This is a genomic window from Spirillospora sp. CA-128828 (assembly GCF_050945415.1).
Taxonomy (GTDB): Bacteria; Actinomycetota; Actinomycetes; order Streptosporangiales; family Streptosporangiaceae; genus Spirillospora.
Window position 1 is genome coordinate 3,971,946 of sequence record NZ_CP191986.1, and the last position, 21,313, is coordinate 3,993,258.

24 protein-coding genes are annotated in these 21,313 nt (G+C 72.7%); 19 read left to right on the forward strand and 5 right to left on the reverse strand.

Annotation, left to right across the window (positions count from 1 at the left end):
• Nucleotides 1-105 precede the first annotated feature (105 nt).
• Genes ACQPXG_RS19560 through ACQPXG_RS19570 form a run of 3 tightly spaced genes read left to right on the forward strand, consistent with a single transcriptional unit; the run spans nt 106 to nt 2,380 of the window.
• Nucleotides 106-1,314, forward strand: coding sequence for a sensor histidine kinase (locus ACQPXG_RS19560; RefSeq protein WP_433469132.1), 1,209 nt, complete (start codon nt 106-108; stop codon nt 1,312-1,314).
• Nucleotides 1,302-1,940: a response regulator transcription factor gene (locus tag ACQPXG_RS19565; protein WP_433469133.1), complete on the forward strand. Its 639-nt coding sequence runs from the start codon at nt 1,302-1,304 to the stop codon at nt 1,938-1,940. Before ACQPXG_RS19560 ends, ACQPXG_RS19565 begins: the two co-directional genes overlap by 13 nt.
• Nucleotides 1,937-2,380: an NUDIX hydrolase gene (locus ACQPXG_RS19570; RefSeq protein WP_433469134.1), complete on the forward strand. Its 444-nt coding sequence runs from the start codon at nt 1,937-1,939 to the stop codon at nt 2,378-2,380. Before ACQPXG_RS19565 ends, ACQPXG_RS19570 begins: the two co-directional genes overlap by 4 nt.
• Here the strand turns inward: ACQPXG_RS19570 and ACQPXG_RS19575 are convergent.
• The gene (locus ACQPXG_RS19575; RefSeq protein WP_433469135.1) at nt 2,377-3,711 is read right to left on the reverse strand and encodes an aminotransferase class I/II-fold pyridoxal phosphate-dependent enzyme; all 1,335 of its coding nucleotides are present in this window, start codon (nt 3,709-3,711) and stop codon (nt 2,377-2,379) included. The two genes, ACQPXG_RS19570 and ACQPXG_RS19575, sit on opposite strands and share 4 nt — an antisense overlap.
• Nucleotides 3,712-3,853: 142 nt before the next feature.
• Between ACQPXG_RS19575 and ACQPXG_RS19580 the strand changes: the two genes are divergently transcribed.
• Genes ACQPXG_RS19580 through ACQPXG_RS19600 form a run of 5 tightly spaced genes read left to right on the forward strand, consistent with a single transcriptional unit; the run spans nt 3,854 to nt 8,261 of the window.
• A complete protein-coding gene (locus tag ACQPXG_RS19580; RefSeq protein WP_433469136.1) occupies nt 3,854-4,792 on the forward strand; it encodes a hypothetical protein in 939 nt (312 codons plus the stop codon).
• Nucleotides 4,789-5,598 (forward strand): nitrilase-related carbon-nitrogen hydrolase, encoded by an 810-nt coding sequence (locus ACQPXG_RS19585; RefSeq protein ID WP_433469137.1) that lies wholly within the window; start codon nt 4,789-4,791, stop codon nt 5,596-5,598. The genes ACQPXG_RS19580 and ACQPXG_RS19585 overlap by 4 nt, the downstream gene beginning before the upstream one ends.
• Nucleotides 5,595-6,536 (forward strand): ABC transporter substrate-binding protein, encoded by a 942-nt coding sequence (locus tag ACQPXG_RS19590; RefSeq protein WP_433469138.1) that lies wholly within the window; start codon nt 5,595-5,597, stop codon nt 6,534-6,536. The genes ACQPXG_RS19585 and ACQPXG_RS19590 overlap by 4 nt, the downstream gene beginning before the upstream one ends.
• Nucleotides 6,537-6,549: 13 nt before the next feature.
• On the forward strand, nt 6,550-7,482 hold the full coding sequence (locus ACQPXG_RS19595; RefSeq protein ID WP_433470000.1) for an amino acid ABC transporter permease: 933 nt from the start codon (nt 6,550-6,552) through the stop codon (nt 7,480-7,482).
• A gap of 26 nt (nt 7,483-7,508) precedes the next feature.
• Nucleotides 7,509-8,261 carry an amino acid ABC transporter ATP-binding protein gene (locus tag ACQPXG_RS19600; protein WP_433470001.1) on the forward strand — a complete coding sequence of 251 codons (753 nt, stop codon included), beginning with the start codon at nt 7,509-7,511 and terminating at the stop codon, nt 8,259-8,261.
• On the opposite strand, the gene ACQPXG_RS19605 is transcribed toward ACQPXG_RS19600, so the two are convergent.
• Nucleotides 8,258-8,926 carry a TetR/AcrR family transcriptional regulator gene (locus ACQPXG_RS19605; protein WP_433469139.1) on the reverse strand — a complete coding sequence of 223 codons (669 nt, stop codon included), beginning with the start codon at nt 8,924-8,926 and terminating at the stop codon, nt 8,258-8,260. The genes ACQPXG_RS19600 and ACQPXG_RS19605 overlap by 4 nt on opposite strands.
• A 72-nt stretch (nt 8,927-8,998) precedes the next feature.
• Here ACQPXG_RS19605 and ACQPXG_RS19610 point away from each other — a divergent pair, with 72 nt between their 5' ends.
• Together ACQPXG_RS19610 and ACQPXG_RS19615 are read left to right on the forward strand one after the other, a co-directional pair.
• Nucleotides 8,999-9,631, forward strand: coding sequence for an ATP-binding cassette domain-containing protein (locus ACQPXG_RS19610; RefSeq protein ID WP_433469140.1), 633 nt, complete (start codon nt 8,999-9,001; stop codon nt 9,629-9,631).
• A 77-nt stretch (nt 9,632-9,708) separates the two neighbouring features.
• Nucleotides 9,709-10,569, forward strand: coding sequence for an alpha/beta hydrolase (locus tag ACQPXG_RS19615; protein ID WP_433469141.1), 861 nt, complete (start codon nt 9,709-9,711; stop codon nt 10,567-10,569).
• Here ACQPXG_RS19615 and ACQPXG_RS19620 read toward each other — a convergent pair.
• Nucleotides 10,544-11,485 carry a LysR substrate-binding domain-containing protein gene (locus tag ACQPXG_RS19620; RefSeq protein ID WP_433469142.1) on the reverse strand — a complete coding sequence of 314 codons (942 nt, stop codon included), beginning with the start codon at nt 11,483-11,485 and terminating at the stop codon, nt 10,544-10,546. The two genes, ACQPXG_RS19615 and ACQPXG_RS19620, sit on opposite strands and share 26 nt — an antisense overlap.
• 111 nt (nt 11,486-11,596) lie before the next feature.
• Between ACQPXG_RS19620 and ACQPXG_RS19625 the strand changes: the two genes are divergently transcribed.
• The 8 genes from ACQPXG_RS19625 (at nt 11,597) to ACQPXG_RS19660 (ending at nt 18,268) form a co-directional block, all read left to right on the forward strand.
• Nucleotides 11,597-13,033: a 2-hydroxymuconic semialdehyde dehydrogenase gene (locus ACQPXG_RS19625; protein WP_433469143.1), complete on the forward strand. Its 1,437-nt coding sequence runs from the start codon at nt 11,597-11,599 to the stop codon at nt 13,031-13,033.
• 10 nt (nt 13,034-13,043) lie between these two features.
• Nucleotides 13,044-13,832, forward strand: coding sequence for a 2-keto-4-pentenoate hydratase (locus ACQPXG_RS19630; RefSeq protein WP_433469144.1), 789 nt, complete (start codon nt 13,044-13,046; stop codon nt 13,830-13,832).
• Entirely contained in the window at nt 13,829-14,572 is a 744-nt protein-coding gene (locus ACQPXG_RS19635) for a 2-keto-4-pentenoate hydratase (RefSeq protein WP_433469145.1), read from the forward strand. Before ACQPXG_RS19630 ends, ACQPXG_RS19635 begins: the two co-directional genes overlap by 4 nt.
• On the forward strand, nt 14,572-15,006 hold the full coding sequence (locus ACQPXG_RS19640) for a RidA family protein (RefSeq protein ID WP_433469146.1): 435 nt from the start codon (nt 14,572-14,574) through the stop codon (nt 15,004-15,006). The genes ACQPXG_RS19635 and ACQPXG_RS19640 overlap by 1 nt, the downstream gene beginning before the upstream one ends.
• Nucleotides 15,003-15,575, forward strand: a complete 573-nt coding sequence (locus ACQPXG_RS19645; RefSeq protein ID WP_433469147.1) for a 3-hydroxyanthranilate 3,4-dioxygenase — start codon at nt 15,003-15,005, stop codon at nt 15,573-15,575. Before ACQPXG_RS19640 ends, ACQPXG_RS19645 begins: the two co-directional genes overlap by 4 nt.
• 10 nt (nt 15,576-15,585) lie before the next feature.
• Nucleotides 15,586-16,629 (forward strand): amidohydrolase family protein, encoded by a 1,044-nt coding sequence (locus ACQPXG_RS19650; RefSeq protein ID WP_433469148.1) that lies wholly within the window; start codon nt 15,586-15,588, stop codon nt 16,627-16,629.
• The gene (gene kynU / locus ACQPXG_RS19655) at nt 16,626-17,876 is read left to right on the forward strand and encodes a kynureninase (protein ID WP_433469149.1); all 1,251 of its coding nucleotides are present in this window, start codon (nt 16,626-16,628) and stop codon (nt 17,874-17,876) included. The genes ACQPXG_RS19650 and kynU overlap by 4 nt, the downstream gene beginning before the upstream one ends.
• Before the next feature lie 188 nt (nt 17,877-18,064).
• Nucleotides 18,065-18,268 (forward strand): cold-shock protein, encoded by a 204-nt coding sequence (locus tag ACQPXG_RS19660; RefSeq protein ID WP_067639228.1) that lies wholly within the window; start codon nt 18,065-18,067, stop codon nt 18,266-18,268.
• Nucleotides 18,269-18,326: 58 nt separating this feature from the next.
• Here ACQPXG_RS19660 and ACQPXG_RS19665 read toward each other — a convergent pair whose 3' ends face one another.
• Nucleotides 18,327-19,172, reverse strand: a complete 846-nt coding sequence (locus ACQPXG_RS19665) for an SDR family NAD(P)-dependent oxidoreductase (RefSeq protein WP_433469150.1) — start codon at nt 19,170-19,172, stop codon at nt 18,327-18,329.
• 108 nt (nt 19,173-19,280) lie between these two features.
• Here ACQPXG_RS19665 and ACQPXG_RS19670 point away from each other — a divergent pair, with 108 nt between their 5' ends.
• Nucleotides 19,281-20,102: a helix-turn-helix transcriptional regulator gene (locus ACQPXG_RS19670; protein WP_433470002.1), complete on the forward strand. Its 822-nt coding sequence runs from the start codon at nt 19,281-19,283 to the stop codon at nt 20,100-20,102.
• Here the strand turns inward: ACQPXG_RS19670 and ACQPXG_RS19675 are convergent.
• Nucleotides 20,099-21,274 (reverse strand): MFS transporter, encoded by a 1,176-nt coding sequence (locus ACQPXG_RS19675; RefSeq protein ID WP_433469151.1) that lies wholly within the window; start codon nt 21,272-21,274, stop codon nt 20,099-20,101. The genes ACQPXG_RS19670 and ACQPXG_RS19675 overlap by 4 nt on opposite strands.
• Between the last annotated feature and the right edge of the window lie 39 nt (nt 21,275-21,313).

Genomic DNA, 21,313 nt, shown 5'->3' on the forward strand with positions numbered 1-21,313 from the left:
CGAATCGATGGTGTAGCGGGCTACACCAAAGGCCGGGGTGAACGCCCGGGTGCGCCGCCCCCGGCCGTCCTTTACGGTGTGCTGCGAGGTGAGATGAAAAGGGCATTGAGACGCAGCGCGGACGCGACCGGGGAGTTGGTCCGCGCCCTGCGCACGAGCCTGCCCGCGATGGCCGGGCTCGTCCCGCTCACGGTCGTCCTGGTGCTGCTGCTCATCGCCCTGCCGTGGCTGCCGTCGGCCGTGAAGCCGCTGCGTGCGCTCGCGAACGCCGAGCGGCGCCGGGCCGGCCGCGTCCTCGGCCGCGAGATCCCCGAGCCGTACCGGCCGTCCCGGGGAGACGGCCTGGACGAGGCGCGCCGCCTGCTGCGCTCACCGGCCACCTGGCGAGACGCGGCCTGGATGGCGGTGCACGGACTCACCGGCCTGCAGGCTGCGCTGATCGCGGTGGCGGTGTGGCCGGCCATCCCGTTCACGCTCTCGCTGCCCCTGTGGTGGTGGGCCGCGCCCGAGGGCTCACAGTCGGCGTTCGTCACGCTGGACAGCTGGCCGAAGGCCCTGACGCTGCCGTTCCTGCAGGGCGCCATGGACCTCCTCATCCTGCTGTGGCTGGTGCCGAGGCTCGTCCGCTGGCAGGCCCGGCTCGCCGAGGTCCTGCTGGGCCCCACCCGCCGGACCAGCCTCACCGAACGGGTCGAGGAGCTCACCGAGACCCGCGCCGAGGCCCTGGAGGCGCACGGCGCCGAGCTGCGCCGCATCGAACGCGACCTGCACGACGGGACCCAGGCCCAGCTCGTCGCCGCCGCGCTGCGGCTCGGGCTCGCCGACCGCCGCTTCGACGGCGACCCGGACGCTGCCCGGACGCTGTTCCTGGAGGCCAGGGACGGCATCGAGGAGGCCCTCACCCAGCTGCGGACGGTGATCCGCGGCATCTACCCGCCGATCCTGTCCGACCGTGGCCTGGCCGGTGCGCTGCGTGCGCTCGCCGCCGGGCAGCCGATCCCCGTCGAGATGCACGTCGAGGACGGCCGGGCGCCCGCCGCCGTCGAGGCCGCCGCCTATTTCGTGGTCGCCGAGGCTCTCACCAACATCGCCAAGCACAGTGGCGCCCGGCAGGGACGGGTCACCGTCCGCCGCGAACCCGCCCGCCTGACGATCAGCGTGCGGGATGATGGCAAGGGCGGGGCCGACCCGGACCGGGGCAGCGGCCTCGCGGGCATCCGCCGCCGGGTGGCGGCGCTCGACGGGACGACCCGCATCGACAGCCCCGACGGGAGAGGGACGACGCTCGAGGTGGACCTGCCGTGCGGATCGTGATCGCGGAGGACAACGTCCTGCTCCGCGAGGGCCTGGTCATGCTGCTGGACGCGGGCGGCCACGAGGTGGTCGCCGCCGCGTCCACCGGCGCGGACGTCCTGCCCGCCCTGCTGGAGCACCGCCCGGACGCCGCCGTCCTCGACGTCCGGCTCCCGCCCGGGTTCCGGGACGAGGGGCTGCGCGCCGCGATCGAGGCGCGCAAACGGCTGCCCGGGCTGCCGGTGCTGGTCCTGTCGCAGTACGTCGAGGAGACCTACGCCGCCGAACTGCTCGCCGGCGGCGCCGCGGGCATCGGCTACCTGCTCAAGGACCGCGTCGGCCGCGTCGACGAGTTCCTGGACGCGCTGGCCCGCGTCGCCGCCGGGGGGACCGCCCTCGACCCCGAGGTCGTGTCCCAGCTGATGACGTCCCGGCACGACCCGCTGGAGGCGCTCACGCCGCGCGAGCACGAGGTCCTCGGGCTGATGGCGCAGGGGCTCGACAACGCCGCGATCGCGGCCGCCTTGGTGGTCACCGAGCGGTCGGTGAGCAAGCACATCGGCGCCGTCTTCGCCAAGCTCGGCCTGCCGCCCGCGGACGGCGGGCACCGGCGCGTCCTCGCCGTCCTGGCCTACCTGAACTCATGAGGGTCCGCCGGAGCGTCCGCGCGCTTCTTCTGGACGGTGACGCGCTGGTCCTGCTGCGCCGCACCAAGCCCGGCCGTCCGGTCTACTGGACGACCCCCGGCGGCAAGATCGAGCCCGCCGACGCGTCGCCCGAGGCGGCGCTGCGCCGGGAGCTGGACGAGGAGCTCGGCGCGACCGCCGGGGCCGTCCGGCAGGTCTTCGCGTGCGCCGAGCAGAACCCCGACCTGCACCGCCTGAACACCTTCTACGTCTGCCGCCTGCTCACGATGGACCTGTCCCGCCGGCACGGCCCCGAGTTCGACGACCCCGCGAACGGCCGCTACGACGTGGACCTCGTCCCCTGCACGTCCGCGGATCTGGCGCCGATCGACCTCATCCCGGCCACCCTTGGCGCATACCTCCAGGACCACGCCGCCGACCTTTCCGGGCTCGTCCCCTAGCGAGGGCGCGCCGCCAGGGCGATGAGGTCGGCCAGTTCGGGGAGTGGGAACGGGGTGTCGTGCAGGCGGCTCGTCGCGATCCGCAGGTGCGGGCCGGATGGGACGATCTGGTAGCGGCTCCCCGGCGCGGCGGCGACGCCGTGCGCGGCCAGCGTGACCAGGGCTTCGGACTCGTCCGCGACCGGAACCCACAGCATCAGGCCGTCGCGGTTCCCCGTCGCGACGCCGCGTTCGGCGAGCGCGGTGGCCAGGCTCTCGCGGCGCTCGGCATAGGTCGCCCGGGCCCGGGCGACGATCTCGCCGGCGGACGGGTCGGCCAGCAGGTGCGCGAGGGCGTCCTGGAGGATGCGGCTCGTCCAGCCCGTTCCGAAGCTGCGCAGCACCCGGACCCGCTCGACCGGCTCCGCCGCGCCGCCGATCACGGCGATGCGCAGGTCGGGTCCGTGCGACTTGGAGTACGAGCGGACGAGCACGGTCCGGTCCGGCAGGTGCGTCCCGACGCTGACCGCGGGTGAGGTGGACGCCTCGCCGGTCCCGTCGTCCTCGACCACCAGGGTGTTCGCGGGGGCGAGGAGCGCGGCGAGGGCGGCCGCGCGGCCCGGGGTCAGCGCGTGCCCGCGGGGCGTCTGGGCGCGCGGCTGGTAGACGAACGCGGCGGGCCCGGACGCCAGCGCCTCGGCGAGCGAGTCCGGCATCGGTCCCTCGGCGTCGCAGGCGACCGGGACGATCTCGGCTCCCTGCGCCTCCAGGATGTCCAGCAGGCGGGCGCCGGTCGGGTCCTCGACCGCGATCCGGTCGCCGGGAACGGCGACGGTCCGGCAGACGAGCTGGACGCCCTCGTAGCCGCCGCCGGCGGTCAGCAGGCCGGGCGCCGGAAACGGCCAGCCGGGCTCGACCGCGGCGCGCAGCGCGGGCGTGATCGTCTCGCGGGTGTAGTCGTTCAGGTTCGGGGTCCGCGCGCCCGCCGCGAGCGCCGCGTCCAGCGGTGGCAGCAGGGCCGGGTCGGGCGCGGCGACGGCGAGGTCGATCGCGAGCCGGGTGCCGAACTCGCCGATCCGCTCGTACCGGGCCGGGTGCGGGACGTTCGGCGGGCCGATCACCACGGTGCCGCGCCGCCGCTGGGCGCTGACGACACGGTGCCGGCGGAGGGTCGTCCAGGCGTCGGCGACCGTGCCGGGGCTGACCCCCAGCTCGGCCGCGAGGCCGCGGACGGTCGGCAGCCGGGTGCCCGCCGGGATCTCCCCGCTGCGGATCAGGCTCGTCATCGCGGCGCTGATGCCGCGGGACGTGCGGTCGCCGATGCGGTCGGCCAGCCATGCCGCGTCGATCACGGTTCCTCCGCCGGGTCGATCAAGGGGATTTTTGTGCAGTAACAAAACCACCATTGTACTGGCTACAAACTCCGCCTAGAGTCGGGACCCGTCGCGCTCCGGCGCGAGCGAAACCCCCTCTCACTTGCGGAAATGGAGCGCTGTGCCGATTCCACGGATACGCCTGGCGGTGCGGGACTGGGACCATCTCGTCCCGTTGCTGACGGGCCGGGCCGGCGCCCGCGGGGCGGCTCTGGAGATCGAGACCCGGGACATCACCCCGGACGTGCTCGCCGAACCGGGCCTGGACGGCGGCGAGACGTCGTTCAGCCGGTACGCCCTGGCCCGCGCCGCCGGCGACGACCGGCTCGTCGGCCTGCCCGTCTTCCTGATGCGCGGCTTCCGGCAGCGCTGCGTCCTCGTCCGCCGGGACAGCCCGCTCACCTCGCCGGCGGACCTCGCGGGCGCCACCGTCGGGCTCACCGGCTGGCCCGACTCCGGCAATACCTGGACGCGGGCGCTGCTGCGGGCCGAGGGCGTCGACCTGGCGGGCGTCCAGTGGCGGATCGGGCCGCTCGCGGCCGGCGAGACCGGCAAGGACCGCGTCGGCGCCCGCCCGCTGCCCGCCAACGTCCGGGTCGCGGACCGGCCCCTCGCCGACGGGCTCGCCGACGGGACGTTCGACGCGATCTTCACGCCGTTCATGCCGCCGGAGATGTTCGCCGCCGGCGGCCGGTTCCGCCACCTGATCGCGGACTACCGCGCCGCCGAGACGGCGTACTTCGGCCGGACCGGGTTCGTCCCCGGGATCCACCTCCTCGCCCTCAGACGCGAGGTCGTGGACCGGCACCCCGGGCTCCCCGAAGCCCTCCAGGACGCCTTCGAGGAGTCCAAGCGGACGTGGCTGGAGCGGCGCCGGCTGCTCGCCGACACCACGCCCTGGCTGCTGGACGAGCTGGAGACGCAGGCGCGGATCTTCGGCCCCGACTGGATGCCCTACGGGACCGAGGCCAACGCGGCCATGACCGCCGCCTTCTGCGAAGAACTGCACGAGCAGGGCATCGCGCCCCGACCGATCAAGGCTGAGGAGCTCTTCGGATGAGGATCGCCGTGGGCCAGTTCGCGTCCACCGAGGACTGGCAGACCAACCTCAAGACCTGCATGACGCTGATCGACGAGGCCGTGGAGGGCGGCGCCGGCCTGCTGGTGCTGCCCGAGGACTCCCTCGCCCTGTTCATCGACGAGCCGGAGCGGATCGCCGAGGCGGCGCAGCCGCTGGACGGCCCGTTCGTCACCGGCCTGCGCGCCCACACCGAGGGCTCCCGCACCACGGTCGTCGCCGGGGTCCACGAACCGGCCGGGGACGGCAAGGTGTTCAACACCCTCGTCGCGATCCGGGACGGCGCGATCGTCGCCGTCTACCGGAAGGTCCACCTGTACGACGCGTTCGGGGCGCGAGAGTCGGACCGGGTGACGCCCGGCGACGGCGAGCCGGTCGTCCTCGACTGCGCCGGCTGGCAGGTCGGCCTGATGACCTGCTACGACGTACGATTCCCGGAGATGGCCAGGCTGCTGGTGGACGCGGGCGCCGACGTGCTCGCCGTGCCGGCCGCCTGGGTGCGCGGCCCCGCGAAGGAGCGGCACTGGGAAGTGATGGTCACCGCCCGCGCACTGGAGAACACCTGCTATGTCGCGGCATCCGGCGAATGCGGCCGCCGCAACATCGGATCGAGCATGGTCGTCGATCCGCTCGGGATCGTCCGGGACCGGCTGGCCGACCGCCCCGGCCTGCTCTGGGCCATCGCCGACCGCGGCGAGCTGGGGGAGGCCCGGCGCCGGCTGCCGGTGCTGGCGAATCGCAGGTTCCGTGTCGACCCGTCCATCCGCCCGGTAAAGGAGTCCGAATGAGACGCGCTTTCGCCGCCCTGTCGGCGGCGAGCCTGCTCGCGGGAGTCGCCGCCTGCGGGGCCAACCCGCCGGAGGCGGAGGGCATCCTGAACGGCAAGTCGTCGCAGGGCGTCGGCGCCGCCGAGCTCCGCCAGACCCTCGACCACGGGCTGCACGACCGGCTGCCTGCGAAGAACAAGTCGTCGGGCAAGCTGATCTCGGTCAACAACGGGTCGTTCCCGCCCTACGAGATCGCGGGGTCGGACGGCCGGTCGCTGAGCGGCGCGTCCGCCGACCTGACGACCGCGCTCAGCCAGCTGCTCGGCGTGCGGATCGAGCACGTCACCGTGGACGGCCTGCCCAGCCTGCTCACCGGGATCAAGGCGGACCGGTACGACTTCGCGATGGGCCCGGTCGGCGACTTCCCGGACCGCGAGGCCGCCGACGACTTCGTCGACTGGGTCCGCGAGTTCGTCGTGTTCGCCGTCCCGAAGGGCAACCCGAAGCACATCGGCTCCATCGCCGACACCTGCGGGACGAAGATCTCGGTGATGGCCGGGGGGTCGGCCGAGGACGTCGTCAAGAAGCAGTCGGCCACGTGCGTCCAGGAGGGCAAGCCCGCCGTCGAGGTGCAGTCGTACAAGGACCAGCCGACCGCGATCCTCGCCGTCCGGTCCCACCGGGCTGACGGGTTCTTCTCCTCGCAGGCGCCGCTCACCTACTTCGTGAAGCAGTCGGGCGACGACCTGGAGCTCGCCGGGACGGGCCAGCCCAACGGGTTCGGCGACCTCTACCAGGGCTCGGTGGTCGCCAAGGGCTCGCCGCTGCGGGACGTCCTTCTCGAAGGGTTCCGGAAGCTGATGGAGAACGGCACCTACAAGAAGGTCATGACCAAGTGGGGCCTGACCGCGAACATGCTCGGCAAGCCGGGCGTCAACATGGCGCCCAGAGAGGGGTGAACCGGCCGTGACCATGACCAAGGAGCACCCTCGCGACACCGTCTCCGACGTCGACGTGGCCGGCGCCGCGCACGTGCGGCACCCGCTGCGGTGGGTCGCCTCGCTCGTCGTGCTCGTGCTGGCCGCCCAGTTCGTCCATCTGCTGTGGACCAACGACAACTTCCAGTGGGACGTCGTCGGGCGCTACATGAACGCCTCCATCATCGGCGACGGCATCGCCATCACGATCGAGCTGACCCTCATCGCCATGGCGGTCGGGATCGCGGGCGGCATCCTGCTCGCGGTCGGCCGCCTGTCGGACAACCCGCTCCTCCGCACCTTCTGCGGCCTGTACGTGTGGTTCTTCCGCGGCGTGCCCGTACTGGTGCAGCTCGTCCTCTGGTACAACCTGTCGGCGCTGCTGCCCCGGCTGTCGGTCGGCGTCCCGTTCGGCCCGGAGTTCCTGCACGGCGACACCAACCACCTCATCACCCCGCTCATCGCCGCCATCCTCGGGCTCGGCCTGAACGAGGCCGCCTACATGGCGGAGATCATCCGCGGCGGGCTGCTCGCCGTCGACCCCGGCCAGACCGAGGCCGCGCAGGCGCTCGGCATGGGCGGCGTCCGCACCTTCCGGCGGATCGTGCTGCCGCAGGCGATGCGGTTCATCGTCCCGCCGACCGGCAGCCAGGTCATCAACATGCTGAAGGCCACCTCGCTGGTCAGCGTGATCGCGCTCGCCGACCTGCTCTACACCGTCCAGTCCATCTACAACCGGACGTTCCAGACCATCCCGCTGCTGCTCGTCGCCTGCCTCTGGTACCTGGTGATCACCTCGATCCTCTACGTCGGGCAGTCGTTCATCGAGCACCACTACTCGCGCGGCGCCACCCGCGACGCCCGGCAGGGCTTCTGGGACTTCGTCCTGATGCGGCGCCGCCGCCCCGTCCCGGAGGTTTCACCGTGACCGCGACCGCCCAGACCACGGTTCCGATGGTGCGGGCGCGCGGCGTCCGCAAGAAGTTCGGGCACCTGGAGGTGCTGAAGGGCGTCGACCTGGACGTGAGCCCCGGCGAGGTCGTCGTGGTGCTCGGGCCGTCCGGGTCGGGCAAGTCGACGTTCCTGCGCTGCGTGAACCACCTGGAGACCATCGACGGCGGTTCCGTCCAGGTGGACGGCGAGCTGATCGGGTTCACCGCGTCCGGCGGGAAGGTGCGGCACCTGCGCAAGCGCGACATCACCCGGCAGCGCCGCGAGATCGGCATGGTGTTCCAGCAGTTCAACCTGTTCCCGCACCTCACCGTCCTGCAGAACGTCATCGAGGCGCCCACGGGCGTGCGCGGCGAGTCCCGCGCCGAGGCCCGGCGGCGGGCCGCCGAGCTGCTCGCCAAGGTCGGCCTCGCCGACAAGGCGGGCAGCTACCCCCGGCACCTGTCCGGTGGCCAGCAGCAGCGCGTCGCGATCGCCCGCGCCCTCGCCATGCGGCCGAAGCTGATGCTGTTCGACGAGCCCACCTCGGCCCTGGACCCCGAGCTGGTCGGCGACGTCCTGGACACCATGAAGACCCTCGCCGACGAGGGCCTCACCATGATCGTCGTCACGCACGAGATCGGCTTCGCCCGCGAGGTCGCCGACCGCGTCGTCTTCATGGACGCCGGCGTGATCGTCGAATCCGGCCGTCCCTCCGACATCCTGGACAACCCGACCAACGAGCGTACGAAGGCCTTCCTCAGCAAGGTCCTCTAGTCTCCTCGCCCGGTCCGGCGGGCGATCCCGTCGAGGAGGCAGCCGAGGCCCTCGGTGAAAGCCGCGTCCCAGCCGTCGCCGCTCAGCCGCCCGTGCTCGGCGAGGCTCGGATATACGTCGCGGTGACGGGCGAGGTGGGCCACGGCGCCTGAGTCGTCCGCCTCGCCGCCGCGCGCTCCCACCTCCATCAACGCCGAGCCGATCACGTAGTTCGCCACCGCGTACGCGGCGGTGGCCACGCGTGGTCCGCTCAGCCCGGTGGAGGCCAGGGCGGCGTAGAGGTGGTCGGTCCGGGCCAGGACGTTGGGGCCGAGGAGCGGGCGCCCGCCCAGGACCGCGGCCGACCACGGATGGTCGAGCATCGCCCGCCGCCAGCCTGACATCAGCTCGACCACGTCCCTGCGCCGGTCCGGACCCGGCGCTGGGACCGGGACGTCGCCGAAGATGTGGTCGAGCGCCAGTTCCAGCACGTCCTCCTTGGTCTTGACGTGCCAGTAGAGGGTCGTGGACCCGGTGTCCAGGCGTTCGGCGAGCCTGCGCATCGTGAGGCGTCCGGCGCCCTCCTCGTCCAGCAGCGCCACGGCCTCGGCGACGATGCGCTCCCGCGTCAGCGGCGGCGCGTCGCGCCGGGGCCGATCCGCACGCAGCCACACGCTCTCACTCATGCGGCAAGGCTAGTACATTGGCCGAGTGCTAGATCAACGATCCAGCTACTCGAACACTGTGCGAGGAGTGCTGTGGGACACATCGAGGTGAGCCGCCTGACCTACGCGCTGCCCGATGGGCGCCTGCTGCTGGACGACGTCTCCTTCCGCGTGGGCGAGGGGGCGAAGGCGGCGCTCGTCGGCCCGAACGGCGCGGGGAAATCGCCGTTCCTGCGTCTCCTGGCCGGTGACGACGTCCCGCACGGCGGCGCCTTCCGGCTGGGCGCCCGGGTGGCCCCCGGCCACTTCGTCCAGACCCACACACGTCCCGACCTGCAAGGACGCGTGCCCGCGGACATCGTCATGGCGGAGAACGCGCTGACCCGCAACGACGCGATGGCGGCGCTCGCCCGATACGAACTGGCCCCTGCCGGCTCCCGCCCGTTCGAGACGCTCTCGGGCGGCCAGCAGGCGCGGCTCCAGATCCTCTTGCTGGAACTGTCCGGGGCGACCCTTCTGCTGCTGGACGAGCCCACCGACAACCTCGACCTCGCCAGCGCCGAAGCTCTGCAGGAGGGACTGGCGTCATACTCGGGAACCGTCCTGGCCGTCACCCACGACCGCTGGTTCGCCGCCGACTTCGACCGCTACCTGATCTTCGCGTCCACCGGCCTGGTCCAGGAGTCGGACACCCCGCTGTGGAAGGAGCCTATGACCGGGGTGTGATAGCCGGAGACCGGACGGGTATTTGATCGTTTCGGCGGTGAGCGGGAGGCTGCAGGGGACCGAGGTGGGGTGCGCTGGTGGACGACTGGCCGGGGAGCGGGCTGAGCGACGAGGAACTGGACGTCGCCTACAACGTGCGGCGGAAGGCGGGACCCAAGCTGTTCGACCGGCACATGGAGAGGTACCGGTCCATGTCGGAGGCGGCCGTCGCGGGACTGCCCGGGAAACCGGGGCTCGTCTACGACGAGATCAGCGGGGAGCGCCTGGACGTCTGGGGCATCGGCGACGGGTTGCGGCCCGTGTTCGTCTTCCTGCACGGCGGCTACTGGATGGCGCTGTCACGGGACGTGTCGTCGTTCATGGCGCGGACGCTCCACGAGCAGGGCATCGCGACCGTCGTGCCCGACTACACGCTCGCGCCGGAGGCGACGCTGGAGGAGATCGTCCGGCAGGTGCGGGCGGCGATCGCGTGGGTGTACCGGCACGGGCGGGAGCACGGGCTCGATCCGGAGCGGATCGTGGTCGGCGGGAGCTCGGCGGGCGGGCACCTGACCGCGATGACGATGGTCGGCGGCTGGCAGGAGAGCCTCGGTGTTCCCGAGAACGTCGTCAAGGCCGCCATGCCGTTCAGCGGGCTGTTCGACCTCCGCCCCGTCACGCGCATCTATGTGAACGAGTACGTCAAGCTGGACCTGGAGCGGGCGGCGGCGCTGAGCCCGGCACTGCTGCCAGTCGGGCACAGGTGTCCGGTGGTGCTCGCGGTGGCGGAGAACGACGGCGAGGGGTTCCTGGCGCAGTCGCGGTCGTTCCATCCGATCTGGGACGCCGGTGACCTGATGATCGTGCCCGGCCGGGACCACTTCGACGTGGTGCTCGATCTGGCCGACGCCGGGTCGATGGCAGGGAAGGCGCTCATCGATCTGGTCCACGCGGTCTGATCTCGGCGGCCTCGCGGCGGAGGTGGTCGAGCATCAGCCGGGCGGACGGCGTCGGGGCGCGGTGCGCGGGGAGCGTGACGCCGACCTGGCGGCGGACGGTCTCCAACGGCACGGGGAGCGGCGCGATGTCGGCGTCGGTGCGCGCCACCAGTTCGGGGAGTGCGGCGATCATGTCCGTGTCGCGGACGAGGGTGCGGACCGTCAGGACCGACGTGCACTCGACCAGGTTCTCCGGCAGCTCCAGTCCGGAGGCGCGGAAGACCTGTTCCAGCTCCGAGCGCAGCGCCGTCTGTTCCAGCGGGAGCACCCACGGGTAGGCGAGCAGGTCGGTGAGGCCCAGGTCCGGGAGTGAGCGGGCGGGGTGGTCGCGGCGGGCGACGAGGCGGACGGGTTCGCCGTAGAGGGTGATCTGCCGGAGGCCGCGCAGGTCGTCGATCGGGTTGAGGCGGCCGAGGATCAGGTCGATCTCGCCGTCGAGGAGGCGGGGGACCTGCGCGTCGAAGGTCGCCTCCTGGACGATCACCGTGATGCCCGGCCTGTCCTTCTTGAGGGCGGCGATCGCACGGGGGAGCAGGACGTTGGAACCCGCCAGGAGGGTTCCGATGGTGACCGTGCCGACCTGGCCGTCCGCCAGGCCGGTGATGCGCTCGCCCGCGCGCCGCAGCTCGGCGAGGACGGCGCGGGCGTGCTCGACGAACGCGTCGCCGAACATCGTCGGCGTCATCCCGCGGGGGCCGCGGGTGAACAGTTCCACGCCGAGGATGTTCTCCACCTCGCGAATGCTGCGGGTCACGGCCGGCTGCGCCAGGTGCAGGTGCTCGGCGGCGCGCAGGACGCTGCCCTGGTCGGCGATCGCGACGACGAGCACCAGATGCCGGAGCTTCAGCCGTCCGTTCAGCAGGTCGATCGCGCGCATGGCGCCCTTACTATCACGGGCTCGTCATAGCTTCTGGGGCGTTTGGTATTTGTCAGGCATAGCTTCCCGGGCGGAGGATCGGGAATGCCGAGCCGTACGGGAGGAACGCGAATGAAGGCTGAGCACTACGTCGGCGGCGTCTTCCGTTCGGACGGTACGGCCTTCCCGCTCATCGCTCCCGTGGACGGCACCGAGCTGGGCGGCGTCCCCGAGGCCACGCGCGAGGTCGTGGACGATGCAGTCATGGCGGCCCGGGCCGCCATGAAGGGGCCCTGGGGAGCGATGGGCGCCGAGGAGCGGGCGGCCGCGCTCAGGCGCGTCGCCGACGGGATCCAGGCGCGGTTCGAGGAGTTCGTGGACGCCGAGGTCGCCGACACCGGAAGGCCCCGCGCGTTCGCCTCGACCGTCGACGTCCCGAGAGCGGCCGGCAACTTCCGCGCCTACGCCGACCTGCTGTACGGGCGTCCCGAACGGGCCTACACGACGCAGGTCCCGGGATGGAGTGCGGGGACCGGGCAGGCGCTCAACTACACCGTCCGGCGGCCGCTGGGCGTGGTGGCGGTCATCTCGCCGTGGAATCTGCCGCTGCTGCTGTCGACGTGGAAGATCGCCCCGGCGCTGGCGTGCGGCAACACCGTCGTGCTCAAGCCGTCCGAGGAGACGCCCTCCACCGCGACCCTGCTGGCGCGGGTGATCGACGACGCGGGTCTGCCGGACGGCGTGTTCAACCTGGTGCACGGGCACGGTGCGGGCGCGGCGGGCGAGTTCCTCACCGGGCATCCCGGCGTGGACGCGATCGCGTTCACCGGCGAGTCGGCCACCGGGGCGGCGATCATGCGGAACGCCGCCGACCATGTCACGCCGGTGTCGTTCGAACTCGGCGGCAAGAATCCCGCGCTCGTGTTCGCCGACGCCGATCTGGACGCCGCCGTGGACGGGACGGTCCGCTCGTCCTTCACCCACTCCGGTCAGATCTGCCTGTGCACCGAGCGCGTCTACGTGGAGCGTCCCGTCTTCGAGGAGTTCGCCGGGAGGCTCGGCGCGCGGGCCGGGGCGCTGGGCGACTACGGGCCGATGATCTCGGCCGAGCACCGCGACAAGGTCCTGTCCTACTACCGGCTGGCCCGCGAGGAGGGCGCCACGGTCGTCGCCGGCGGCGGCGCCCCGGTCTTCGGCGACGAGCGGGACGGCGGCTTCTACGTCGAGCCGACCGTCCTCACCGGGCTCCCCGAGACCGCCCGCACGGTGCGGGAGGAGATCTTCGGGCCGGTCTGCCACGTCGCGCCCTTCGACACCGAGGACGAGGCCCTCGCGCTCGCCAACGACAGCCCCTACGGGCTCGCCTCCACGGTCTGGACACGGGACCTGTCACGGGCGCACCGGGTCGCCCCGCGGATCGAGACGGGCATCGTCTGGGTGAACTGCTGGAACCTCCGCGATCTGCGCACCCCGTTCGGCGGAGTCAAGGCGTCCGGGATCGGCAGGGAAGGGGGAGAGTACTCCTTGGACTTCTTCTCCGAGCCCGTCAACGTCTGCATCCAGATCTGAGAGCGAGCCCGTGACCACGAACATCGAAGCCGCCGCCGAGCGGCTCCTCGGCGCCTACGCGAGCGGCACGCCGTGCGAGCCCGTCCGCGACCTGATCACGACGGCCGACGACGCCTACGCCGTCCAGGACCGGCTGACCGAACGCCGCCTGGCCGGCGGGCACCGCCTCGCCGGGCGCAAGATCGGCCTCACCTCGCGTGCGGTCCAGCGGCAGATCGGGGTGGACAGCCCCGACTTCGGGATGCTGTTCGCGGACATGGCCGTGCCGGACGGGGCGGAGATCCCCGCCGGCGCCGTGCTGCAGCCGCGCGCCGAAGCCGAGGTCGCGCTCGTGCTGGAGCACGATCTGACCCACGAGCGGCACACCGTCGCCGACGTCATCCGCGCGACCGCGTTCGCGCTGCCCGCCATCGAGGTGGTCGGCAGCCGCGTCCGCGACTGGGACATCACGCTGGCAGACACGGTCGCGGACAACGCCTCGTCCGGCATGTACGCGCTGGGCAACCGTCCCGTCCCGCTCAAGGACGTGGACCTTCGCCTGTGCGGCATGGTCATGGAGCGGCGCGGCGAGCAGGTCTCGACCGGGAACGGCGCCGCGTGCCTCGGCCACCCGCTGAACGCGGCGCTTTGGCTCGCCGACACGCTCGCGCGCGTGGGCCGCCCGCTGCGCGCCGGCGACACCGTGCTGACCGGCGCGCTCGGCCCCGTGGTCCCGGCCGCACCGGGCGACGTGTTCGAGGCCCGCATCGACGGGCTCGGTGACGTCCGCGTCGCCTTCGGAAAAGAGGAGTCCCCATGATGGACGTGCATGCGCTGGCGGCGACGCTGGACGACGCCGCCCGGGACGTGCGGGCGATCCCGAAGCTCACCGACGGGACGCCGTTCGATGTCGCGACCGCGTACGCGGTGCAGCGCGCCGGGATCGAGCGGCGGCGCCGCAGAGGCGAACGCCTCGCCGGCGTGAAGATGGGTTTCACCAGCCGCGCCAAGATGGTCCAGATGGGCGTGGACGACGTCATCTGGGGACTGCTCACCGACGCCATGACGGCCGAGGCCTCCGTCGACGTGTCGCGGCTCATCCATCCGCGGATCGAGCCCGAGATCGCCTACCTGATCGGACGGGAGGTCCGCTCGGCCGCCGAGGTCGAGTCGGCCGTGACCGGCGTCGCCGTCGGGTTCGAAGTGCTCGACTCCCGCTACGCCGACTTCAGGTTCACTCTTCCTGACGTCATCGCGGACAACGCGTCCGCGGCGAAGTTCGGGTTCGGGACCTGGCACCCGCCCCGCGACCTGCCGAACGTCGGGCTGCTCATGGAGATCGACGGGCGTCCGGTCCAGACCGGCTCGTCCGCGGCGATCCTCGGCGACCCGGCCCGGTCGCTGAGGGCGGCGGCCCGGCTCGCGCTCGGCGCGGGGATGGCGCTCGAACCCGGCTGGGTCGTCCTCGCGGGCGCGGCGACGGCCGCCGTCCCGCTGCCGAAGGACGCGCACGTCCGCGTCACCGGCGCCGGGCTCGGCAGCGTTGAGGTGACCACCTGATGGGCGACGCGATCCTCGTCGAGGGCAAGGCCAAGCCGCGCGGACGGTTCCCGCACGTCAAGCGGGCCGGCGAGTTCGTCTTCGTGTCCGGGACGAGCTCGCGCCGCCCGGACGGGACGTTCGCCGGGGCGAGCGCCGACGCGATGGGCGTCACCGAACTGGACATCCGGGAGCAGACCCGCGCGGTCCTGGAGAACATCCGCGACCTCCTCCACGCCGCCGGCGGAGGGCTGGAGGACATCGTCAACGTCACCACCTACCTGGTGAACATGAACGACTTCGGCGGCTACAACGAGGTCTACGGGGAGTACTTCGACGAGACCGGCCCCGCCCGCACGACCGTCGCCGTCCACCAGCTTCCGCACCCGCATCTGCTCATCGAGATCTCGTGCGTGGCGCACCTACCCGGAGAACGCGAGGAGGCCGCAACATGACCCTGCCGCAGCTGTCGTTCGGACGGCCGTTCAACTTCGAGGCCTGGATCGCGGAGCACCGCGACCTGCTCAAGCCGCCGGTCGGCAACGTCCAGGTGTTCGACGAGGCCGGGCTGATCATCATGGTGGTCGGCGGCCCCAACCAGCGCACCGACTTCCACGACGACCCGACTGAGGAGTTCTTCTACCAGCTCAAGGGCAACATGGTGCTCCGCGTCATGGAGGAGGAGGGCAGCCCGCCGACCGACCTGCAGATCAACGAGGGCGACGTCCTCCTGCTGCCGCCGCACGTCCGGCACTCGCCGCAGCGGCCCGAGGCCGGCTCCATCGGCCTGGTCGTGGAGATCCCCCGGCCGGAGGGGCTGAAGGAGGCGTTCGAGTGGTACTGCACCGAGTGCCACCACCTCGTCCACCGCGCCGAACTGCAGGTCCGCTCCATCGTGGACGACCTGCCGCCCGCCTTCGAGGGCTTCTACGGCAGCGACCGCAAGTGCCCGGACTGCGGCGCCGTGCACCCGGGCAAGAAGTGGCCGCGGACGATGACCCCGGTCACGGCTCCCCGTGTCTGATGGACGTTCCGTGACGGTCATCGACGTGCACGCGCACGTCTTCCCGCGGATCGGCCGCGACGAGGGCCGCGTCCTCGCCGACGCGGGGCAGCCGTGGCTGCGCGTCGACGGGGGCGGCACCGGCATGATCATGTGCGGTGACGAGGAGTACCGGCCGGTCGGCGAGGAGCTCTGGGACGCGGCGCGCCGGGTGGCGGACATGGACGCCGCCGGAGTCGACGCGCAGGCCGTCTCGTCCACCCCGCTGATGTTCGGGTACGCGGCCGAGCCGTCCCGCGCCGCCGACTGGTGCGACCTGGTCAACGAGCGCATCCTCGCCTTCTGCGCGGACGCCCCCGGCCGGCTCCTGCCGCTCTGCCAGGTCCCCCTTCAGGCCCCGGACCTCGCGTGCGAGGTGGCGACGCGAGCGGCGGCGGCCGGGCACCGCGGCGTCCACATCGGCAACCACGTCGGCGACCGCAACCTCGACGACGCCGGGATCACCGCGTTCCTGGCGCACTGCGCCGGGCTGGGCCTGCCCGTCCTGGCGCACCCGTGGGACATGCTCGGCGCCGACCGGATGCGCGGCCACATGCTGCCGTGGCTGTCCGGGATGCCCGCCGAGACGCAGCTGAGCATCCTCGGGCTGATGCTGTCCGGCGCGTTCGAACGGATCCCGGAGTCGCTGCGGCTGTGCTTCTGCCACGGCGGCGGCAGCTTCGCGTTCCTGCTCGGCCGGGCCGACAACGCCTGGCACCGCCGCGACATCGTCCGTGCCGACTCGCCGCGCCCGCCGTCGGAGTACGTCCGCCGGTTCCACGTCGACTCCGCCGTGTTCGACCCGCGCGCGCTCCGGCTGCTCGTGGACGTGATGGGCCCCGAGCGGGTCATGCTCGGCACCGACTACCCGTTCCCGCTCGGCGAGAAGGAGCCGGGCGCGACGATCCGGGCGTGCCCCGGCCTGGACGACGCCGAGCGCGCCCTGCTGCTCGGCGGCAACGCGGAGGCGTTCTTCGCGACCGCCCGCGACGCGCCCGCCCCCGACCTCGTGACCACCGAAGGAAGAACGCAGTGAGTCCGGAAGACGAGGCGCGGCGGCTCGACGAGTCCGACCCGCTGCCCACGCTGCGCGGCGAGTTCCTTGTCCCGCCCGCACCCGGCGGCGCCCACGCGGAGGCCGCCTACTTCGCCGGCAACTCGCTCGGACTCCAGCCGAGGAGCGTGGCGGCGCGGCTCCGCGAGGAACTGGACGACTGGGCGCGGCTCGCCGTCGAAGCCCACACGCAGGGCCGCCGTCCGTGGGTCGGCTACCACGAGCTGCTCCGCGAGCCCGCGGCCCGGCTCGTCGGCGCGCGGCCGCACGAGGTCGTCGCGATGAACTCGCTGACCGTCAACCTGCACCTGATGATGGCGAGCTTCTACCGGCCCGCCGGGACGCGCACCCGCATCGTCATCGAGGACCCCGCGTTCCCGTCCGACTCCTACGCGGTGGCCAGCCAGGCCGTCCACCACGGGCTGGACCCGGCCGAGGCCGTCGTGCGGCTCAAACCCCGCGACGGTGAGGACAACCTGCGCACCGAGGACGTCCTCGCCTACCTCGAACGGGAGGGCGACGCGGTCGCGCTGGTCATGCTCGGCGGCGTCAACTACCTGACCGGCCAGCTCATGGACATGCCCGCGATCACCAAGGCGGGCCGCGCCGCCGGAGCCGTCGTCGGCTGGGACCTCGCGCACGCCGCCGGGAACGTCCCGCTGCGCCTGCACGACTGGGACGTCGACTTCGCCGCCTGGTGCACCTACAAGTACCTCAACAGCGGACCGGGCGCGGTCGCCGGATGCTTCGTGCACGAGCGGCACGTCCGGGACGCCGCCGTGCCGAGGCTGTCGGGCTGGTGGGGCACCGAACCGTCCGTCCGGTTCCGGATGGACCCGGACATCGCGCCGCCCGCGTCCGCCGACGCCTGGCAGCTGTCCAACCCGCCGATCATGGCGCTGGCGCCGGTGCTGGCCTCCCTGGAGATCTTCGACCGGGTCGGGATGGACGCGCTGCGCGGCAAGAGCGAGCGGCTCACCGGCTACCTGGCGTCCCGGCTCGCGCCTGCCGTGGCCGAGGTGATCACGCCGTCCGACCCGGCGGCGCGCGGCGCCCAGCTGTCGCTGCGGGTCCGCGACGCGGGCGGGCTCGTCCGGCGGCTCGCCGAGGCGCACGGCGTGGTCGCCGACGCGCGCGAACCCGACGTGATCCGGCTCGCGCCCGTCCCGCTGTACTGCACGTTCCACGACTGCCACCGCGCCGCCGAGGCTCTCGTGGATCTTCTTTAGGAGTGTCGTTGCATGAGTGGGGGCTGTATCGGGTAAGTTCGGATGCGTTGCACGATGACGTCGGTCCGACCGGCGTCTAGCAGTCTCGAAGCGTTTTCTCCGGGTGACCGGCGGACGTGGGATGAGTCCGCTTGCAGCCCGGTCCGCCGCCCGGCGGGCCGGTGAGGTTACACCCAGAAGGAAAAAGCATGGCCGAAGGCACCGTGAAGTGGTTCAACGCCGAAAAGGGCTTCGGGTTCATCGCGCCTGACGGCGGCGGCCCCGACGTGTTCGTCCACTACTCGGCGATCACCACCAACGGGTACCGCAGCCTCGACGAGAACCAGCGCGTCGGGTTCGAGATCACCCAGGGCCAGAAGGGCCCGCAGGCCGAGGGCGTCTACCCGCTCTAAGGCCCGCCACAGCGCACGTCAGGCCGGGGACGTCCGTCGTCCCCGGCCTTTCGCGTCCCTACTCGCCGTACGTCGCCGCGTCGATGCCGAGGCTGCGCAGCAGGAGCCCGTCCCTGACGCGGTCGGGCAGCCGCGCGAGCGTGGCGATCATCCGGGCGTCCCGCCCGGCGAGGTAGCGGGTCTTCGGGCGGCGCGCCGTCAGCGCCTTGACGATCACCTTCACGGTGCCGTCCACCGGGCGCGCCGTGGAGCGGGCGTTGAACTCGGCCGTCTTCGCCGTCACCCCCTCGTAGAGCCGCCGCGTGTCCGCGTCGCCCCGCCAGCCGGTCGCCCGGCGGTCGGTGCGGGACTTTTCGAAGATCGCGGTCTCCATGAGTCCCGGCTCGATCAGCGACACCGCGAGGCCGAGCGGCCGCAGCTCGGTCCGGAGTGCCTCGGTGACCGACGCCAGCGCCGCCTTTGACGCCGCGATCGGCCCGAACGTGGGTCCGCTCATCCGGGAGCTGACAGCCCCGATGTTGACGATCCGGCCCTTCGTGGCGCGCAGCATCGGCAGCACCGCCTGCGTCATCGCGATCTGGCCGGTCACGTTGACGTCGAACTGGCGGCGCCAGTCGTCCGGCGGCACCAGCTCGACGGGTCCCTCCACGATGACGGCGGCGTTGTTCACCAGCGCGTCGAGGCGGCCGCCGGTGCGCGCCGCGATCTCCTTCGCGGCGGCCTCGACCGTCTCCTCGTCGATGAGGTCGATGGTGAGCGGGCGGACCCCGCCGGGCAGCCGGTCCGCGTCCGACGCCCGGCGGACGCCCGCGTACACCTCCCAGCCGAGGTCGTGCAGCCGGTGGACGGCAGCGCCGCCCACGCCCCCGCCCGCACCTGTGATCAGAACGGTTCGTGTGCTCATGCGGCCATGCTCCGCGTCCGGACGGACCGGATGAAGATAGAGTTAACGGTATTAACAGCACTAACAGGCTCGGGTGAAGCGGGGTGACCGGTCCTGTCCACACGAACGATCGAGGCCAGGCGCAGGGAACTCGGTGACTTCCTGCGGTCCCGGCGGAACAGGCTCGCGCCGCAGGACGCCGGCTTCACGGCCGGCCCCCGCCGGCGCACGCCGGGCCTACGCCGTGAGGAGGTCGCGGCGGCGGCCGATGTGAGCCTCACCTGGTACACCTGGCTGGAGCAGGGCCGGGTGAACGGGGTGTCCCGGCAGGTCCTCGACAGCCTCGCCCGCGCGCTGCGGCTGAGCGACGCCGAGCACCGGCACCTGCTGGAGCTGGCCGGCGACCCCGCGGCCGAACCGGCCGCACCCGCCGCGGTGACCCGCGAGATCCGCGACCTCCTCCGGATGGTGGAGCCGAACCTCGGGCACGTGGTGACCCGCTGCTTCGACCTCGTCGCCTGGAACGCGCCCGTGGACGCGCTGTTCCGCGACATGCCGAGGCCGCCCGCCGCGGAGGACCTCAACGTCGTCTGGCTGATGTTCCACAATCCGTGGATGCGCGACCGGTTCCCCGAATGGGAGGCCGAGGCCCGCCGGCTGACGGCCCTGGTGCGCAACGAGGCGGGACGGCAGGCCGGCAACCCCCGGTTCCAGCGGCTCGTGGACCGGCTGAACGCGACGAGCCCGGAGTTCCGCGCGTTCTGGGCGGCCCACGACATCACCCCGTTCACGCCGTCCGAGCGCCGGTTCCGCCATCCCGCGCTCGGGGAGATCACGCTCCGCTTCATGAAGATCAACGTGGAGAACGACCCCGACCAGAGCGTGCTCGTCCACTATGCCCCGCCCGGCAGCGCGACGGCCGCCGCGCTGGCCCGGCTCACCGGCGCCTAGCGCAGGGCCGTCCCGGCGGGCTCGGACACCGGCGCGGACGTCCCGCCGCCGCGCGGGCGCAGTGCGCCGGCGGTCACGGTCATCACCGCGACCACGCAGGTGATCAGCGCGAACGCGGCCGGGTAGGACAGCGCCCCGGCGGCCCAGCCGGTGATGGCCGGCGCGGTCAGCCCGGACAGGTAGGTGATCGTCGCGACGCCCGCCACGCCCTCGCCCGGCGTCGCGCCCACGTCGCCGGCCGCCGCGAACACCAGCGGCACCACCGTCGCGACCCCGACGCCGAGCAGCGCGAACCCCGCGATGGCCGGCCACGGCGCGCGGGACACCACGACCAGGACCCCGCCGAGGACCGCGACCACGCCCCCGCACCGGACGACCCGGTCCGGGCCGAGCCGCCGCACCAGCCGGTCGCCGGCCAGCCGGGTGCCCGCCATGCACGACATGAAGATCGTGTAGCTGGCGGCGGCCAGCCCGGGCCCCGCGTCCGCCACCTCGGTGAGGTAGACGGCCGTCCAGTCCGCGCTCGCGCCCTCGGCGAACGTCGCGCAGAAGCCGACCACGCCGATGGCGAGGACGGCCCGCGTGGGCAGCGCGAAGCGGCGCGGGGCCGGATCGCCGGGGGCCGGGCGGACGTGCAGCAGCCCGCGTCCCGCCACGGCGCCGGCCGCCAGCAGCACGGCCGCGACCACCCCGAGGTGCAGCCGGGCGTCGATCCCGGCGTGCGCCGCGAGGATGCCGACCCCGCCCGCGCCGAGGCTGCCGACGCACCACAGGCCGTGCAGGCCCGACATGATCGACCGCCGCAGGTGGCGCTCCACCGACACCGCGTGCGCGTTCATCACCACGTCGGACATGCCGGCGGCGGCGCCGAAGAGCAGCATCGCGGCGAACAGGAAGACGGGTGCGGGGGCGAGCGCGGGCAGCGCCACCGCCGCGCACCACGCCGCGATGAGGAGGCTGGTCGCCCGTCGCTCGCCGATCCGGTGCGCGAGGCGGCCCGCGGTGGGCATCGCGGTGAAGGCGCCGATGGACGGGCACAGCAGGGCGAGGCCGAGGACGGTGGGGGAGAGGTCGAGCCGCTCCTGGATCCAGGGGATGCGGGTGGCGAGGGTGCCGGCGACGGCGCCGTGCAAGGCGAAGACGATCGCGATGGCGCGGTGCGGAGAACTCATGCTTCGAAAACTAACAGGTAGGCTTCCTGATTAAAAGCG

Excerpts from the sequence above, each read along its gene's own strand:
- ACQPXG_RS19645 (WP_433469147.1), top strand. The coding sequence starts at position 15,003 with ATGACCCTGCCGCAGCTGTCGTTCGGACGGCCGTTCAACTTCGAGGCC.
- ACQPXG_RS19660 (WP_067639228.1), top strand. The coding sequence starts at position 18,065 with ATGGCCGAAGGCACCGTGAAGTGGTTCAACGCCGAAAAGGGCTTCGGG.
- ACQPXG_RS19570 (WP_433469134.1), top strand. The coding sequence starts at position 1,937 with ATGAGGGTCCGCCGGAGCGTCCGCGCGCTTCTTCTGGACGGTGACGCG.
- ACQPXG_RS19590 (WP_433469138.1), top strand. The coding sequence starts at position 5,595 with ATGAGACGCGCTTTCGCCGCCCTGTCGGCGGCGAGCCTGCTCGCGGGA.
- ACQPXG_RS19605 (WP_433469139.1), bottom strand. The coding sequence starts at position 8,926 with ATGAGTGAGAGCGTGTGGCTGCGTGCGGATCGGCCCCGGCGCGACGCG.
- ACQPXG_RS19625 (WP_433469143.1), top strand. The coding sequence starts at position 11,597 with ATGAAGGCTGAGCACTACGTCGGCGGCGTCTTCCGTTCGGACGGTACG.
- ACQPXG_RS19635 (WP_433469145.1), top strand. The coding sequence starts at position 13,829 with ATGATGGACGTGCATGCGCTGGCGGCGACGCTGGACGACGCCGCCCGG.
- ACQPXG_RS19585 (WP_433469137.1), top strand. The coding sequence starts at position 4,789 with ATGAGGATCGCCGTGGGCCAGTTCGCGTCCACCGAGGACTGGCAGACC.
- ACQPXG_RS19665 (WP_433469150.1), bottom strand. The coding sequence starts at position 19,172 with ATGAGCACACGAACCGTTCTGATCACAGGTGCGGGCGGGGGCGTGGGC.
- ACQPXG_RS19620 (WP_433469142.1), bottom strand. The coding sequence starts at position 11,485 with ATGCGCGCGATCGACCTGCTGAACGGACGGCTGAAGCTCCGGCATCTG.
- ACQPXG_RS19640 (WP_433469146.1), top strand. The coding sequence starts at position 14,572 with ATGGGCGACGCGATCCTCGTCGAGGGCAAGGCCAAGCCGCGCGGACGG.
- ACQPXG_RS19595 (WP_433470000.1), top strand. The coding sequence starts at position 6,550 with ATGACCAAGGAGCACCCTCGCGACACCGTCTCCGACGTCGACGTGGCC.
- ACQPXG_RS19675 (WP_433469151.1), bottom strand. The coding sequence starts at position 21,274 with ATGAGTTCTCCGCACCGCGCCATCGCGATCGTCTTCGCCTTGCACGGC.
- ACQPXG_RS19600 (WP_433470001.1), top strand. The coding sequence starts at position 7,509 with ATGGTGCGGGCGCGCGGCGTCCGCAAGAAGTTCGGGCACCTGGAGGTG.